This window comes from Marinobacter sp., from assembly GCF_040904845.1.
GTDB lineage: Bacteria > Pseudomonadota > Gammaproteobacteria > Pseudomonadales > Oleiphilaceae > Marinobacter.
This window is the reverse complement of the sequence record NZ_JBBDSR010000109.1, coordinates 76312-90552: the sequence shown is the minus strand read 5'-3', so window position 1 is coordinate 90552 and position 14241 is coordinate 76312. Positions and strand designations below refer to the sequence as shown.

General features: G+C 58.7%; 13 protein-coding genes. 9 read left to right on the top strand and 4 right to left on the bottom strand.

Translation table 11 applies throughout. The annotated features are described in order from the left end of the window. Positions 1-5: 5 nt before the first annotated feature. Complete coding sequence (locus WD429_RS14180; protein WP_368422834.1) at positions 6-395, top strand: CBS domain-containing protein; 390 nt, start codon at positions 6-8, stop codon at positions 393-395. Between the two features lie 15 nt (positions 396-410). On the opposite strand, the gene WD429_RS14175 is transcribed toward WD429_RS14180, so the two are convergent. After that, the gene (locus WD429_RS14175) at positions 411-2357 is read right to left on the bottom strand and encodes an ion channel DMI1 (RefSeq protein ID WP_368422833.1); all 1947 of its coding nucleotides are present in this window, start codon (positions 2355-2357) and stop codon (positions 411-413) included. A 72-nt stretch (positions 2358-2429) separates the two neighbouring features. Here WD429_RS14175 and WD429_RS14170 point away from each other — a divergent pair, with 72 nt between their 5' ends. Then, the gene (locus WD429_RS14170; RefSeq protein WP_368422832.1) at positions 2430-3674 is read left to right on the top strand and encodes a hypothetical protein; all 1245 of its coding nucleotides are present in this window, start codon (positions 2430-2432) and stop codon (positions 3672-3674) included. A gap of 35 nt (positions 3675-3709) precedes the next feature. Here the strand turns inward: WD429_RS14170 and WD429_RS14165 are convergent, their stop codons facing one another. Further along, positions 3710-4777 carry a beta-N-acetylglucosaminidase domain-containing protein gene (locus WD429_RS14165; RefSeq protein WP_368422831.1) on the bottom strand — a complete coding sequence of 356 codons (1068 nt, stop codon included), beginning with the start codon at positions 4775-4777 and terminating at the stop codon, positions 3710-3712. A gap of 125 nt (positions 4778-4902) precedes the next feature. Here WD429_RS14165 and WD429_RS14160 point away from each other — a divergent pair, with 125 nt between their 5' ends. From WD429_RS14160 to WD429_RS14135, 6 genes are all read left to right on the top strand, one after another. Further along, positions 4903-5949, top strand: a complete 1047-nt coding sequence (locus WD429_RS14160; RefSeq protein ID WP_368422830.1) for an acyltransferase family protein — start codon at positions 4903-4905, stop codon at positions 5947-5949. 147 nt (positions 5950-6096) lie between these two features. Next, positions 6097-7173 carry a TRAP transporter substrate-binding protein gene (locus WD429_RS14155; RefSeq protein WP_368422829.1) on the top strand — a complete coding sequence of 359 codons (1077 nt, stop codon included), beginning with the start codon at positions 6097-6099 and terminating at the stop codon, positions 7171-7173. A gap of 101 nt (positions 7174-7274) precedes the next feature. Next, positions 7275-7820 (top strand): TRAP transporter small permease subunit, encoded by a 546-nt coding sequence (locus WD429_RS14150; RefSeq protein WP_368422828.1) that lies wholly within the window; start codon positions 7275-7277, stop codon positions 7818-7820. Further along, the gene (locus WD429_RS14145; RefSeq protein WP_368422827.1) at positions 7817-9112 is read left to right on the top strand and encodes a TRAP transporter large permease subunit; all 1296 of its coding nucleotides are present in this window, start codon (positions 7817-7819) and stop codon (positions 9110-9112) included. The genes WD429_RS14150 and WD429_RS14145 overlap by 4 nt, the downstream gene beginning before the upstream one ends. Before the next feature lie 119 nt (positions 9113-9231). Then, the gene (locus tag WD429_RS14140; protein WP_368422826.1) at positions 9232-10563 is read left to right on the top strand and encodes a class I SAM-dependent methyltransferase; all 1332 of its coding nucleotides are present in this window, start codon (positions 9232-9234) and stop codon (positions 10561-10563) included. Beyond that, on the top strand, positions 10563-11687 hold the full coding sequence (locus WD429_RS14135; protein ID WP_368422825.1) for an NAD(P)/FAD-dependent oxidoreductase: 1125 nt from the start codon (positions 10563-10565) through the stop codon (positions 11685-11687). Before WD429_RS14140 ends, WD429_RS14135 begins: the two co-directional genes overlap by 1 nt. A 67-nt stretch (positions 11688-11754) precedes the next feature. Here WD429_RS14135 and WD429_RS14130 read toward each other — a convergent pair whose 3' ends face one another. Then, positions 11755-12228, bottom strand: a complete 474-nt coding sequence (locus tag WD429_RS14130; RefSeq protein ID WP_368422824.1) for a Dps family protein — start codon at positions 12226-12228, stop codon at positions 11755-11757. A gap of 191 nt (positions 12229-12419) precedes the next feature. Here WD429_RS14130 and WD429_RS14125 point away from each other — a divergent pair, with 191 nt between their 5' ends. Next, positions 12420-12701 carry a DUF2061 domain-containing protein gene (locus WD429_RS14125; RefSeq protein WP_368422823.1) on the top strand — a complete coding sequence of 94 codons (282 nt, stop codon included), beginning with the start codon at positions 12420-12422 and terminating at the stop codon, positions 12699-12701. Here the strand turns inward: WD429_RS14125 and WD429_RS14120 are convergent. Further along, positions 12667-14109, bottom strand: a complete 1443-nt coding sequence (locus WD429_RS14120) for a dihydrolipoyl dehydrogenase (RefSeq protein WP_368422822.1) — start codon at positions 14107-14109, stop codon at positions 12667-12669. The genes WD429_RS14125 and WD429_RS14120 overlap by 35 nt on opposite strands. Positions 14110-14241: the final 132 nt, after the last annotated feature.

The window sequence follows — 14241 nt, the reverse complement described above, 5'->3', positions numbered from 1 at the left end:
CCGCCATGAAACTCGTTAAGGACATAATGGTGCGGGACATCATCAGCGTGTCCCCCTTTGCCAGCATTCGCGAAGCGCTGTCACTGATGAAGCGCCACAACGTCAAATCCCTGGTGGTCGAAAAGCAGAACGAACATGATGCCTACGGGCTGATCACCTACACCAACGTTCTGAAAACGGTGATCGCCGAAGACGGCGACATTGACCTGCTGAATGTCTATGACGCCTGCGCCAAGCCGGTCATCAGCGTTGGTGAGCACCTGGCACTGCGCCACGCCGCCAGCCTGATGAGTGAATACCGGGTCAAGCGGCTGCTGGTACTGGATGACAATGAGCTGACCGGGTTCGTGGTTATGGACGACATCATGGCCGCCCTGTTAGAGACCATTGACTGATTCCGGGCGCTCAGTTCAGGTTATCGCCAACACCACCAGCCGGTCTCCCGGCTGGAGTTCGAGAAACGTTTTCCGTGGTGGGTTCAGCATCAGGTGCCGGCCCCGCTCGTCGGCCTGGCTTCGAAACACGCCCAACGCCAGTTCGCCGTGGGCCGCCAGCACTTTTTCCAGTAACTGGAAGTCAACGCTGGCAGGCAATGGGTAATCCTGGGGGTCCCGGAACTGAAATTCGGCACCGCCACAGGTAAACAGTTCGTCCAACACCACACGCAACTCCCGTCGCAGCGCTACCTGCGCCAGAACATGGCTGAGAATCATCGGACTGATCAGCATTTCGCTCTGGTGGCCAAAGAGCAGAGGCCGGTTGTCGGGATCACTCAGCTCCATGATCAACTGAGGCCGACGGCTGGCATCGGTCAGAATGTCCTCCAGTTGCAGGTAGCCAACCATCGCGCGCGCGTCTGCTTCTTCTCCTGAGGCCAGGCGATCACTGCTCAACAGAAGCACCGCGTCATAATCCGCGGGACGCACTTTGCGCAGCTCGTCCTCGACCATGTAATCCGCCTCGATATGACGACAGGTCACCTCATGGTGCTCATGAATATAGCGGGTAATCTCGCGCTCGCGCTCGGCAGCTGGCACCACCGAGACAATATCCACATGAAACTGCTGGTCACCGTAGCTGCCAAATTCGGCGATCAAACTCGGCACCCTGCGGTTCCAGCCCAACACCAGAATGGTTCGCGAGCGTTCGGCGCGCTTACGCTGACACTTCCTTGGTTCCCCCCGGGGTATGGCGGGCCGCGCCGCCAGTTTCGGATTGGCATCGGTTTCGGCGTAATCCCGGGCCAGCATGATCACCCGATCCGCCAGTTCGATGGGCGTATCAGACGGGGCCAGCAACCGGACATCCCAACCTTTGCCCTGCGCTTTCAGGATGCCCAGCACAAGAACCTGTGGACGCTGTGCGGCGAGCTCTCCCAGGGTCATTCCGGCCACCGTGTCGCCACCCCGGACGTAAATTTCGTTGCCCTCGCCCGCGGTCAGCAATTCGTTGTAGATTTCCGACAAACCCGGGTGCAACACGTTCTGCACCATCAACCGGCTGATGGTGGCGTCTCCGCCCACGACTTCCAATTCACCAGGGTAGGCCCGTTCAATCACCGGATGCTTGCGGATGTCCTGTATTTCCGCCACCACAAAGGGAAGCGGTGCGCGACGATGACGGGCCTGGGCGGCGATCGACAGCAAGGCTTTCACGGTTTCCACGTCCGAGGTCACCAGCGTGCCGGCCTCGTGGGCCGCACTGGGGACAATCACTGCAGCCGCATCCAGGCAGGCTACCCGCTGCAGCGCATCAGGCTGTATCGCGAGGCCGGAACGCAGAATAACCTGGCGTGCCTTGCGGCCAATGCCGGGCTCGGTTCGCAATTCATGGACCTGCGCCGCAGACGCATTTTCGGACAGCACCACCAGATTCAGCCGCTGGGTGTCGTGTTTTTCAAGAAAACGGCGCATCCGGCCCGATGACCCCAGCAGCTCGGACAGCAAGGGCAGCGTCTGGCTGGTCCATCCCAACACCACGATGTGGTGCTTGAGAGTGACCGGCGTCAGTCCCCGCTCAAGGTCTGCCATCTTGGCGATCAGCCATCGGGTCAGAATGGCCACCAGCGTACCCATGAATACGACATAACCGCTGATGGTCAGCAAGGTCGAGACAACTCGCTGCCAGGTGCCCACGTCATCGCCCAGATAACCCGGATCGGTCAACCTCAAAAACGCCCACCAGACCGCTGCGCCGGCACCATCAAATGCGCCTTCCTGAGGCACCACCAACAGGCCGCCGATCAACGAAATCAACCCGATAAAAACGCCAACGACCACCAGTTGAAAGCCGGCACCTTTCACCAACTGGCGCTCTACAACAAATTTGACCCGATCAACGACCCTGAACGGCAGCATTCAGCTTCCCTTTGCTCTTGAGTGGGAAATAGCCGTAGCATAGCTCAAAAAGGTCCATGAAGGCCCTGCAAAATGAACAGATTTCCTCTTACTCAACGCGCCAGATTTTACACGGTGCTGGCGCTTCTGGTGGCCATACCGATTACCAGCCTGGCCAGTACCAGCCACATCCCTCAACCCTGGCGTCAGGAAGCCGTGGTTCAGGGCCGCGATACCGAATACAGCACCGAACGCTTTTTGCATGAACTGACCTTCCGCCACCGCCAGGCGGTGCCAGGACCGACCGACAATGGCATTCGCGGCACCGGAGGCAGTGTCAGCAGCCGGCGGCTGTATCTGGATTTTCGTTTTCGCCAGGATTTTGCGCTCAACACCGAGCGCCAGGGCTTTCTGCTCGACATCCAGCGTAGCGAAGATTTTGACGGCACCTACCAGCGTCAACTGGTGGGGTTCAGGCACAACCTGACCGACGACACTCAACTCTGGCTGCAAGGCGATGTATTTTCGGACAAGGCCCAGTCGGATATTTATTTCAGCGCCCGCCATTACCTCGCCGCCAATCATTGGCTCCATGCCAGCTGGATACTGCCCGATGCCTACTTCAACGATAAGACCGAATCCGGGGACGCATTCACTCGCAAACCCATGAGCTTTTTCGGCCAGTGGCACCTCGGCAACCCTCAGGCGGACCCGCTTTCGGGTACCACCGCGTCTATAACCCTGTCGCCCGCGTCCGAGTTGAACAGTCGCAATGAAAATCTCGTGGTTGAAAACGAAAGCCTGAAGGCGGCCTTCAGCCACCGCCGGCTCACCGGTCACTGGCGGTGGCTGTTTGCAATCAGTGGCGAACGCACCCGCAGGCATTATCAGTTTAATGAGCAGGACACGGTGGAGCGGTCAGACTTCTCCCGTGACCATTTCCTGCTGGATGCCCGCGCTACCCACCCCACCCGGCGCTTTCAGCCCAGCTTCGGCCTGTCCTACCTGCGACTGGAGGAAGACGGATTCTTCGGTCGCGAGCGAAATGAGGCCGGCTTCGTCAGCCGCCGGGAGCCAACGCTCTACGCGGACATGACGCTGCCATTGTCGGCACGGTCCACCTTGAGTCCCGGGGTGTATCTGAGCCACGCGGAAATACGGCAGGATTTCCAGCAAAGTCGTGACCGCAGACACTCGGGCTTTATCGGCAAATTCACACTGCCATTAAACATGGTCATTTCAGAAAATGATGGCGCAGTGCTGACGTTGAACCCAACGTTCTACCTGCACCAGTTGGGGTTCGGCGGGGGAAACCTGCAACTTCACTGGCCCATGTAACGCAGCCACTCGCTTTATACCCTGAACCGCGGCGGCTATTGCGTCTGGACCATTTCGTCGGTCACCTGATAGTCACCGTTCAGCCACCGGCAAATTTCCCCCGCACCGGCGTTGGAAAAACCTCGATAAATACCCAGAAGCGCCTGCTTTTTTTCCTCGCTGATTCGATGCAGCCCCGCGTCCTGCAGCGTCAGCAGGTCCGTCAGGACCTGTTCCGCAAGATCGCCGCCCAGAACCTCGCGGGAGGCATGGCGAAAAGCCTGGCCATACTGGTATTCCGGACCCAACCGGTAACTGTCGGCGAGGGTAATCGCCGGGATCGCACTCAAGATCGGTTGCAAGGCGGGGTTGATGGCATGGCCGGAAAGCCACGCCGCATTGTTTGCCGGACGGCCGGTGAACCCCCGCAAGTGGAGGTGACGTGACATGCGGTCACCGTCATTGACTGGATAATTGTCCCACAGCACCGGCTTGCGGCCGAGCGCCCTGCCGATTCGTTTCAGGTGGCCCGGGGTGACCTCCCGGGAGCAAACTTCCTCGCCCGTCCAGAACACGCGAACAGCAGGGTCCAGGAGCTCGCCGAGCGTTGTCAGGTAATCGCGGGGGCGCTCCCCGAATACCCGATCCAGCACGGGATCGTCGGAGTAGTAACTCGGGCAGACCGACAACTGCTGCACAGTGGTTCTGTCCCGAACCCAATGCACAATATCCGCCTGCCGGGCCGCCAGGTCCGGCGTGTCGCTGCGCATATCGTCAAATAAAATCGCCAGTTCCTGAACCCCGATTTCATCCAGGAACGCCAGTTTTGCGGCCAGGGCCGACCTGGCCTCGTCATCGAAATGGTTAAACACTTCGAACGGGCTCAGCCCGACACCAAAGCGGACACCGTGCTTGCGACAGAAGCGGGCAAAATCTGCCATTTTGGCCCCGGTCTCCTGTGGGTGGGGCTCTGCCCATCGTCGCCGGAGAAACGCATCGGCCTTCGGCGCATAGAGGTAAAACTGATAGCCGTGCGGCTCCAGCGTCGTTACCAGCTGTTTGCGATCTTCCCAACTCCACAGCGGCCCGTAGAACCCTTCAATGATCCCCAATTCAACCGTCATGGCTCCCTCCCGTTCCAGGCACGTTAACCCATCTTAAGCCGGCAGCAAGGCAACGGTATAGCTGGCCGGTTCAGCAAACCCTCAAAGCAGGCTACTATAGTCTGAACTTGCACGGAATCGTGGTTATGGCGGGATCTTCACAACGGCTGTCGGCACTCGACGCGCTTCGGGGCATTGCTGCACTCGGCGTTGTGCTGTTCCACTACCTGCCCTATTACGACAAACTCTACGGCCACTCGTTCACGCCCTGGTCGGGGCTCGATTTCGGCCGTTACGGGGTGCACCTGTTTTTCATCCTCAGTGGTTTTGTCATCTACATGACGCTGGAGCGTACCCGCACCCCAGGCTGGTTCGCCCTCGCCCGGGCCTTCCGGCTGTTACCGGCACTCTGGGCCGGTATCGCCCTGACCTTCCTCGCGGTACATCTGCTCGGGCCGGACGACCGCGCCGTCGGTATCGGCGCTGCCCTGCTGAACACCACCCTGCTCCACGAGTATCTGGAGTTCCCCCACGTTGACGGTGCCTACTGGAGCCTGGTTGTTGAAGCCACGTTCTACTGCTGGATCGCCATACTCTTCTATGGCCTGAGAACCTGGCCGCGGGTTCGCCTGGCGTTGTGGGCATGGGTGTTGGCCAGCTACGCCGGCGTGCTCTGGTGGCATGCCATTCCGCCGGCGATGGAATTTCTGGTCAAGGACCTGCTGTTCGTAAAATACGCGCCGCTGTTTGTCAGTGGCATGCTGATCTACCGCTGGCACCGCCACGGTCGCCCGGAGACCATCGACCTATTGCTGCTCGCCCTGTCCATCAGCCACGAGCTGGTTGCCTACAACGCACCTTTCAGCTGGTTTGTGCTGGGCTGCTACGGCGTGTTCGCGCTGGCCGTCGCGGGCTATCTCAATGCCCTGGCCAACCGGCCACTGCTCTGGCTGGGCAGCCTCTCCTACGCACTGTACCTGGTTCACCAGAATATTGGTTATGGCGTGATCGGCTGGAGCTACGATGCCGGACTTCCAGGCTGGGCCGGCGTCACGCTCGCTCTGATACTGGTTCTCACACTGGCCAATGTTATCCACTACGCCGTCGAGAAACCGGCACTGACCTGGTTTCGGGGTCTCCGCGCAAAGGCCAAACCGGAACCAGCCCCACCTCCCCTGCAGCCCCTGCCCTGACTAAGACCTATGTCGCAGGCACCCCGGAATGTCGTTCCGTTTGCTAACAATTGCTGCTACCTTGAACTAGAGTTACAAAGTGGTAACTGTAAGTGAACACCACCCGTTCCACCCACGACGACAAACAAAAAAGAGGATAGAAGAGCAATGAAGATCCGTTCTGTTCTTTCCGCAACTGTGCTGGCAGTCGCAACTACCCTTGCCTCCGCACAGGCGCTCGCCCAAGACACCTTTACACTCCGCCTCGCTGAAACCTGGGGGCCAAATTTCCCGATCTTCGGCGACACCACCAAACGCTTCGCCGAAAACGTTGAGAAGATGTCCGACGGTCGGCTGAAAGTCCGCATCGACTCCGCCAACAAACACAAAGCCCCACTGGGGGTGTTTGATATGGTGAAAGCCGGCCAGTACGACATGGGCCATTCCGCGTCCTACTACTGGAAGGGCAAGGTGCCCGAAACACTGTTTTTCACCAGCATGCCGTTTGGCATGAACGCCATCGAACAATACGCGTGGTTCTACCACGGCGGCGGCATGGAGCTGATGCAGGAAGTGTATGAGCCCCACAACATGCTGTCATTTCCCGGCGGTAACACCGGTGTTCAGATGGGCGGCTGGTTCCGTGACGAAATCAAATCCCTGGACGATCTGGACGGCCTGAAGATGCGTATTCCGGGCTTCGCCGGCGAGGTGTTTGCGGAAGTCGGCGTCAACCCGACCAACATTGCACCGGGTGAGCTGTACACCGCGCTTGAGCGCAACACCATCGACGCCGTCGAGTGGGTAGGTCCGGCGCTGGACCTGCGCCTGGGTTTCCAGCAGATCGCTGATTACTATTACACCGGCTGGCATGAACCGGCCACCGAACTCCAGTTCCTGGTGAACAAGGGCGTGTGGGAAAAACTGCCGGCGGATCTGCAGGAAATCGTGCGGGTAGCCATGCGTACGGCGTCCTACGACATGCTGGTGCACTCCCAGCATGAAAATGCCAAGGCCTGGGCCAACATCAAAGAAGAGTATCCGAACGTGCAGATCAAGCAGTTCCCGGAAGACATCTTCCAGGCCATGTACGAGGCCAACAAAAAGCTGTTGAAAGAAGCTTCCGAAAGTGGCGAGACTGCGGCTAAAATTGTCAAGTCTCAAGAAGAGTACCTGCGTCAGAGCCGTGCCTACACGGATATCTCTGAGCGGGCCTATCTCAACACCATGACCGAAGTCGAGTAAAATACAGCCTGTAACAGGGCCGGGGTCGCTCCAAGAGTGATCCCGGTTTTGTCGTTTGTAGCAACGGAAAATCGCCAGCCCCAGTTGGCGGAGGATCATCAATGCGGTGGATTATCAAACTGGACGAGGGCCTCGCCCGCCTGTCCAATCTCTGTGGCTGGATTGCCTGTGTGGCCATGATACTAATGGCAGCCAATGTCTTTTACGACGTCGTTGCGCGCTATGCTTTTAACGAGGTTTCCATCGGAATGCAGGAAATGGAATGGCACCTTTACTCGGTGGTTTTCCTGTTCGGCATTCCCTACGCCCTGCGCACGGACGGCCACGTTCGGGTTGATGTGCTCTACACCCGATGGAGCAACAAAGCCAAGGCCTGGGTCAACCTGGTCGGTGCCTTCATTTTTGTCATTCCGTTTGCCTACCTGATCGGCACCTACGGCTACAACTTTGCCCTGGATTCCTACACCATGGGTGAAGGCAGCGGCGATCCAGGCGGCCTCCCACACCGCTGGGTTATCAAGGCCGTCATCCCCCTGACCGCCATTTTTATTGCCATTGCCGGCCTCAACATGGCGACGTTTGCTCTGCGCGTCATGTCCGGTGAGAAGGAATACGAAGGCGAACACAGCGCAGGGGGCCTGGCATGATCGGTATGATAATGTTTGGTGTCGCCCTCATCATGCTGATGGTGGGTTTCCCGGTGGCGTTCACTTTCGGCGGGGTAGCGCTGTTCTTTGGCATCTTCGCCGAGGGCATGGATCTTTTTGCCTTTATGCCCTACCGCATCATGAGCGTTATGCAGAACACCGTATTGATGGCGGTGCCACTGTTTATTTTCATGGGTGTTGTCCTTCAGCGCACCAGACTGGCGGAGCAGTTGCTTACGTCCATGGGGCGTCTGTTCGGCGGCTTGCCTGGTGGTCTGGCCATTTCCACCATTCTCGTGGGTGCCCTCCTAGCGGCCTCAACCGGCGTGGTGGGGGCCAGCGTTGTTGCCATGGGCCTGATTTCACTACCGGTCATGCTGGCGCACAAATACGACAAGCGGCTGGCAACCGGCACTATCTGTGCGTCCGGCACGCTGGGGCAAATCGTGCCGCCCTCGATCATCCTGATCATCCTGGGTGATGTACTCGGGCTGCCCGTGGGCGATCTGTTCAGGGCCGCGGTGTGGCCAGGAGTGGTGCTGATCGGGCTGTACATTGCCTATATTCTGATCATGACCCGTTTCAAACCAGAAACCGCGCCGGCCATGCCTGGTGACAGCGGCGTCTCCCGCAAACGGGAAGTGTTCGACGCGTTGCTCGCCATCATCCCACCGCTGGCGCTGATCGTCATCGTGCTGGGCTCCATCTTTACCGGGATTGCCACCCCAACGGAATCTTCCGCCCTCGGTGGTGTCGGCGCGGTTGTTCTCGCCATCATCTACCGCCAGTTTTCCTTCAAAATGGTATGGGATGCTTCCAAGGATACGGTCAAGGTCACCGCGATGGTGTTCGCCATCCTCATCGGTGCCACTGCGTTCTCCATGGTGTTCAGCTACACCGGCGGCGATTACCTGTTGGAAGAATGGCTGCTGCAACTCCCGGGCGAGAAGTGGGGCTTTATCATTCTGGCCATGCTGGTCATCCTGGTGCTGGGCTTCTTCATCGACTTCGTCGAGATTTCGTTCATCATCGTGCCCATTCTGGCACCGGTGGCGGAAGCGCTGGGCATCAACATGGTGTGGTTCGCGATTCTGATCGCGATGAACCTGCAGACCAGCTTCCTCACACCACCGTTCGGATTTGCACTGTTCTACCTCAAAGGGGTGGCACCGCCCCAGGTACGAACCATCGACATTTACAAAGGGGTGTTACCGTTTATCCTGTTGCAGATGCTGGTGCTGGCACTGATCGTCATCTTCCCTGAGTGGTTCGGCATGAGTGCATCCTACTAGAACCCACCTGAAGGCCGGAGCACGCGCTCCGGCCTTCATCGTTTCAGCCCCTCAAGCATGACAAACTCCGATCATTTTCTATACTGATGGCAAAGGTAGCGAAAGGGAGAGCGGAAGTCATGAACCAGAGCACGGCCCAGAAAACGGAACCTACCGAGCAACAAGCCCGCGCCAAGGCCCACGTGCTAAAATTGCCCATTGAGAGCATGCAGGTTGACCGCGGGCCCCACTCCTACGAAATCTGGCTGATTGCCAAACTGTTGCGCATGGCCGGCTCGCCCCCGGTGCGTTTCCGCCTGTGGGACGATAACGTCATCGAACCAGAGAGTGGGCCAGAGAGCGGCGAAGCCCGTTTCACCATTCAGCTGAACGACCCGAAAGCCCTGATGGCCCTGGTGGCCAACCCCAACCTGGCGTTTGGCGATCTCTACAGTGCCGGCCGGCTGGATGTCGACGGTGACCTGACCGACCTGATGGAAGCACTCTACCGTTCGGTTCATCAGGCCCGCCAGCGCTGGCCCAAATGGCTGGATGCCCTGTGGAGAAATCACGCCCCACGTTCCACTGGCCTGTCCGAAGCCCAGGAAAACATCCACCACCACTACGATCTCGGGAACGACTTTTACCGCCTCTGGCTCGATGACGCGGAGATGCAGTATACCTGCGCCTACTATGAACAGGCCGATCTCACGCTGGAGCAGGCGCAGCTGGCCAAACTGGAGCACGTCTGTCGCAAGCTGCGCCTCAGGCCCGGCATGACCGTGGTGGAAGCGGGCTGCGGCTGGGGCGGACTGGCCCGCTACATGGCGAGGCACTATGGCGTCAAAGTACACGCCTACAACATCTCCAAAGAACAGCTGGCCCATGCCCGTGCCGAGGCGCAACGGCAGAAGTTGGACCACCTCATCGATTACGTGGAGGACGATTACCGCAACATTCAGGGCCAGTATGATGCCTTTGTGTCGATCGGCATGCTGGAGCATGTCGGTAAAGACAACTATCCGGCGCTGGCCGAGCTGATACGGCGAACCCTGAAACCCGAGGGCATCGCTCTGCTGCACAGCATCGGCCGCAACCGACCGATGCTGATGAATGCCTGGATCGAGAAACGGATTTTTCCGGGAGCCTATCCACCGAGCATTGGTGAATTCATGGCGCTCTGTGAACACGGCGATTTCTCCGTGCTGGATGTCGAAAATCTGCGTCTGCATTACGCCCAAACCCTGAGCCACTGGATGGACCGCTTCCAGGCCCACCAGGACCAGGTCACCGCGCTGTACGACGAGCATTTCACCCGCGCCTGGCGCATGTATCTGGCGGGGTCAATTGCTGCGTTCCGTGCAGGGTCCCTGCAACTGTTTCAGGTGGTGTTCACCCACGGTGGCAATAACCGGTTGCCGCAAAGCCGTCAGGATCTGTACGCGTCACCCGCTGCACCGGGAGGAGCCTGATGGACTACTACGACCTGATCATTGTGGGCGCAGGGCCGGCGGGATCCACCCTTGCTCATTCTCTGCAGGGCAGCGGCAAACGTATTCTGCTGATCGACAAGCAGGCGTTCCCCCGTGATAAGACCTGCGCCGGCTGGGTCACCCCCGCGGTGATGCACAGCCTCAACATTGACCTCACGGACTACGCCAACGGCCGCACCCTGCAACCCATTCGTCGCTTTCGTATCGGCATGATGGGGCAACCCGCGGTTGAGAATAACCATCATGAGGTCGTCAGCTATGGCATTCGCCGCTGTGAGTTTGATGACTACCTGCTCAATCGCGTCGACGCACCCAAGGTGCTGGGTACGCCCGTCAAGTCCATTGAACGGCACAACGGCAACTGGGTCATCAACCACACCTGGGAAGCCCCGTTGGTGGTCGGGGCTGGCGGTCATTTCTGCCCGGTCGCGCAGCTGCTGGGGGAAGGCCCCGGAAGCCATGAGACGGTAGTGGCGGCAAAAGAGGTGGAATTTGAAATGACACCGGACCAGTCCCGCGTCTGTGCCGCGCGCGGGGATACACCGGAGCTGTGGTTCTGCCGTGACCTGAAGGGCTACGCCTGGGTCTTCCGCAAAGGCGACTTCCTGAACATTGGCCTTGGCCGGGAGGACAATCACAGGCTGACCCATCACCTGGAGCATTTCGTCGAGGAAATGAAGGCCAGTGGCCGCATACCCCAGGACCTGCCTCACCGCTTCAAGGGCCACGCCTACCTGCTTTACAACCATGCCGAACGACCATTGGTAGACGACGGCATCCTGCTGATCGGGGATGCCGCCGGTCTGGCCTACACCCAAAGCGGCGAGGGCATTCGCCCGGCCATCGAATCGGCACTGATGGCAGCCCGGGTTATCGGCAACGCCCGTGACCACTCGGCGCAAACGCTACAGGCGTACGGGGAGGCTATTGCTGAACGCTTTGGCAACCGCGCAGCGGATGCGGATCAGGGCTGGCAGATTCCGGACTGGGTCAAGGCACCCGTGGCCAGCACCTTGATGCGCTCTCACTGGTTCACCCGCAAAGTGGTGACCGAGCAATGGTTTCTCCACCGCCAGGTGCCGCTGCTGAAACAGGCGGTCTGACTGGCGATTTACGGGCACGAAAAAACGGCCCGGAGGCCGCTTTCTCACTCAACTGACTTGGCGCTATTTACTGGCCAAGATAGCTACGGTACATCCACACGGTCTTTTCCTGCTGCGAAATATAATCACTCATCAGGGCGACGGTGCCTTCGTCGTCTGAGTCACCAGCGAGGTGCAGCAACTCGCGCTGTTTGCCGATCAGTTTGGCAAAGCTTTCCACGATGTTTTCCATCGCCGCCTTACCGTCTGACACGTCCTTGCGCTCAGGCACTTCGGACTTCTCGATATACGTGCTGTACGCGTGGGCGGGGCGGTGGCCCAGCGTCAGTACCCGTTCGGCGATTTCATCAATCTTCAGCAGAAGATCGTCATACAGTTCTTCGAATTTGACGTGGAGTTCGAAGAAATTGTCGCCTTTGATATTCCAGTGGTACCCACGGACGTTCATGTAGAAAATCTGGTAGTTGGACAGCAGATCGTTCAGTGCGCTGGCCAGCTGTTCGGTTTTGACGGTATCCAGACCAATGAAATTCTTACCCATAACGTGCCTCCTTGACAGTTACTCAAATGAATCTGACCCCAATATAAGCCAGAAGACTGAAAGGCGTGAAGTTTAGTTCGCCAATTCTTGCAATAGCTCCACCCTATCAATTTCCTTCATACAATTTATTTAACAATGATTATCAGTCGCTGCTACGGTGAACCCATGACATTCATCGCGTGGAGCCGACCATGAGTGCGCTAAAGCTATTCGTTCACGATCACAGTGCAAAAGGGGATAATTCGTTACTGAAAACGCTGACCTTCGCACTGACTCACTTTACCGTCGCCTTCACCGTCGCTTTTGCGCTGACCGGCGACATTCTGATCGGCAGCCTGATTGCCATGGTCGAACCAGCCATCAACACCGTTGCCTACTTCTTTCATGAGAAGTTCTGGGCGCGGCGTGCGCAGCGCGAAAGGAGCGCCGAGTCCGTCTCTATGTCCCGGGACCACAATCCATGCAGTGCCTGACCACCTCCGGCCCAATGTGAAGATTGCGGTTCAGATCACGCAGCGCGGTCCGAACACCCTCTTCGATGACCGGGTGATAAAACGGCATTTCAAGCATCTCGCTGACGGTCATCCGGCGCTGCACTGACCAAGCCAGGAGGTGCGCAATGTGCTCGGCAGCAGGCCCGAACATCTCCGCCCCCAAAAACTGACCACTGCCCTTTTCACCGTATACCTTTAACATGCCGCGATTCTTGCCGATGACCCGGCTACGCCCCTGCCCTTCGAACGACACTTCACCAACCGCAAATTGGCCGCTGCAACGCTCATCGACCTGCTCCACAGTCAGACCCACTGTCGCAATCTGGGGGTCGGTAAACACCACCGCCAGTGGGGTTCGGCGCAAACCCGCGCGCACGTCCGGGAAACGCCCTGCGTTATCCCCGGCGATCCGGCCTTCATCGGCGGCCTCATGCAACAATGGCGCATCATTATTCGAGTCCCCGGCGATGAACACCGGGCCGCTACCACACTGCAGACTGAAGCGATCGAATAAGGGCGCACCCTGTTCGTCCAGCGCCAGATCGGCATTCTGGATGTCCAGATGGTCGACGTTGGGCCGCCGGCCGGTCGCCGCCAGCAGGTACTCAAAGGTTTCGCTGACCTCACCCCGGTCACCGTCCACAAACGTAATGGCCACACCGTCGTCCCTGCGCTCGACGTTTTTGACCTCGGCACTCGGGTCCAGAGGAAATTCTTCCTGGAAGGTTTTCAGGGCGTACGCCCGGATAGCCTCGTCGCGAATGGCGCCTATCGACCCACTCTTACCGAACATACGCACCCGGACACCCAGGCGACTCAGAGCCTGACCAAGTTCCAGCCCGATCACGCCTGGTCCGAATACGGCCACAGACGCTGGCAGATCCGGCCATTCAAAAATATCGTCGTTAACCACCAGGCGGTCCTTGGCCTCTTTCAGGAAGCCGGGAACGTTTGGCCGCGCTCCGGTGGCAATCACAATGCGGTCCGCCGTGATTTCCACCTTGTCGTCAACAATCAGGCGCTGGGCGTCTGTAAAGCGGGCGTGACCGACAAGCCGATGGGCCTCGGGTATATCATCAACGGCCTCAAGCACAAAACCGACGAAGCGGTCGCGCTCTTGCCGGACCCGTTCCATCACAGCTTTGCCGTCAATGCGGAGGTTGCCCGGACAGACACCGAACTGCGGGCCGTTCGCCATGTCGTGCGCACGTTCCGCCGCCGCGATCAGCAGTTTGCTGGGCATGCAGCCAACACGGGCACAAGTGGTGCCGTAGTGTCCGCCTTCAATCAGTACCAGATTGTCGGTGTGTGCCCGCGCCGCGCGATAAGCCCCCATGCCGGCAGTACCGGCTCCGATAATCGCCACATCAACCGTTCGCTTATCCATCCACGCACCTCTCCCATGTTCCCCGGCATAAGTTCCCCGGGTATCAGTTCCACAGTATAGCCGACCACGTTAGTTGTCTTTGACACAGGATATTTTCGCAGATCGCCTATATCCTTGTGTCCAGAGAGTTAT

Coding starts and splice junctions, on each gene's coding strand:
- WD429_RS14180 (WP_368422834.1), top strand. CDS start 6: ATGAAACTCGTTAAGGACATAATGGTGCGGGACATCATCAGCGTGTCC.
- WD429_RS14175 (WP_368422833.1), bottom strand. CDS start 2,357: ATGCTGCCGTTCAGGGTCGTTGATCGGGTCAAATTTGTTGTAGAGCGC.
- WD429_RS14170 (WP_368422832.1), top strand. CDS start 2,430: ATGAACAGATTTCCTCTTACTCAACGCGCCAGATTTTACACGGTGCTG.
- WD429_RS14165 (WP_368422831.1), bottom strand. CDS start 4,777: ATGACGGTTGAATTGGGGATCATTGAAGGGTTCTACGGGCCGCTGTGG.
- WD429_RS14160 (WP_368422830.1), top strand. CDS start 4,903: ATGGCGGGATCTTCACAACGGCTGTCGGCACTCGACGCGCTTCGGGGC.
- WD429_RS14155 (WP_368422829.1), top strand. CDS start 6,097: ATGAAGATCCGTTCTGTTCTTTCCGCAACTGTGCTGGCAGTCGCAACT.
- WD429_RS14150 (WP_368422828.1), top strand. CDS start 7,275: ATGCGGTGGATTATCAAACTGGACGAGGGCCTCGCCCGCCTGTCCAAT.
- WD429_RS14145 (WP_368422827.1), top strand. CDS start 7,817: ATGATCGGTATGATAATGTTTGGTGTCGCCCTCATCATGCTGATGGTG.
- WD429_RS14140 (WP_368422826.1), top strand. CDS start 9,232: ATGAACCAGAGCACGGCCCAGAAAACGGAACCTACCGAGCAACAAGCC.
- WD429_RS14135 (WP_368422825.1), top strand. CDS start 10,563: ATGGACTACTACGACCTGATCATTGTGGGCGCAGGGCCGGCGGGATCC.
- WD429_RS14130 (WP_368422824.1), bottom strand. CDS start 12,228: ATGGGTAAGAATTTCATTGGTCTGGATACCGTCAAAACCGAACAGCTG.
- WD429_RS14125 (WP_368422823.1), top strand. CDS start 12,420: ATGAGTGCGCTAAAGCTATTCGTTCACGATCACAGTGCAAAAGGGGAT.
- WD429_RS14120 (WP_368422822.1), bottom strand. CDS start 14,109: ATGGATAAGCGAACGGTTGATGTGGCGATTATCGGAGCCGGTACTGCC.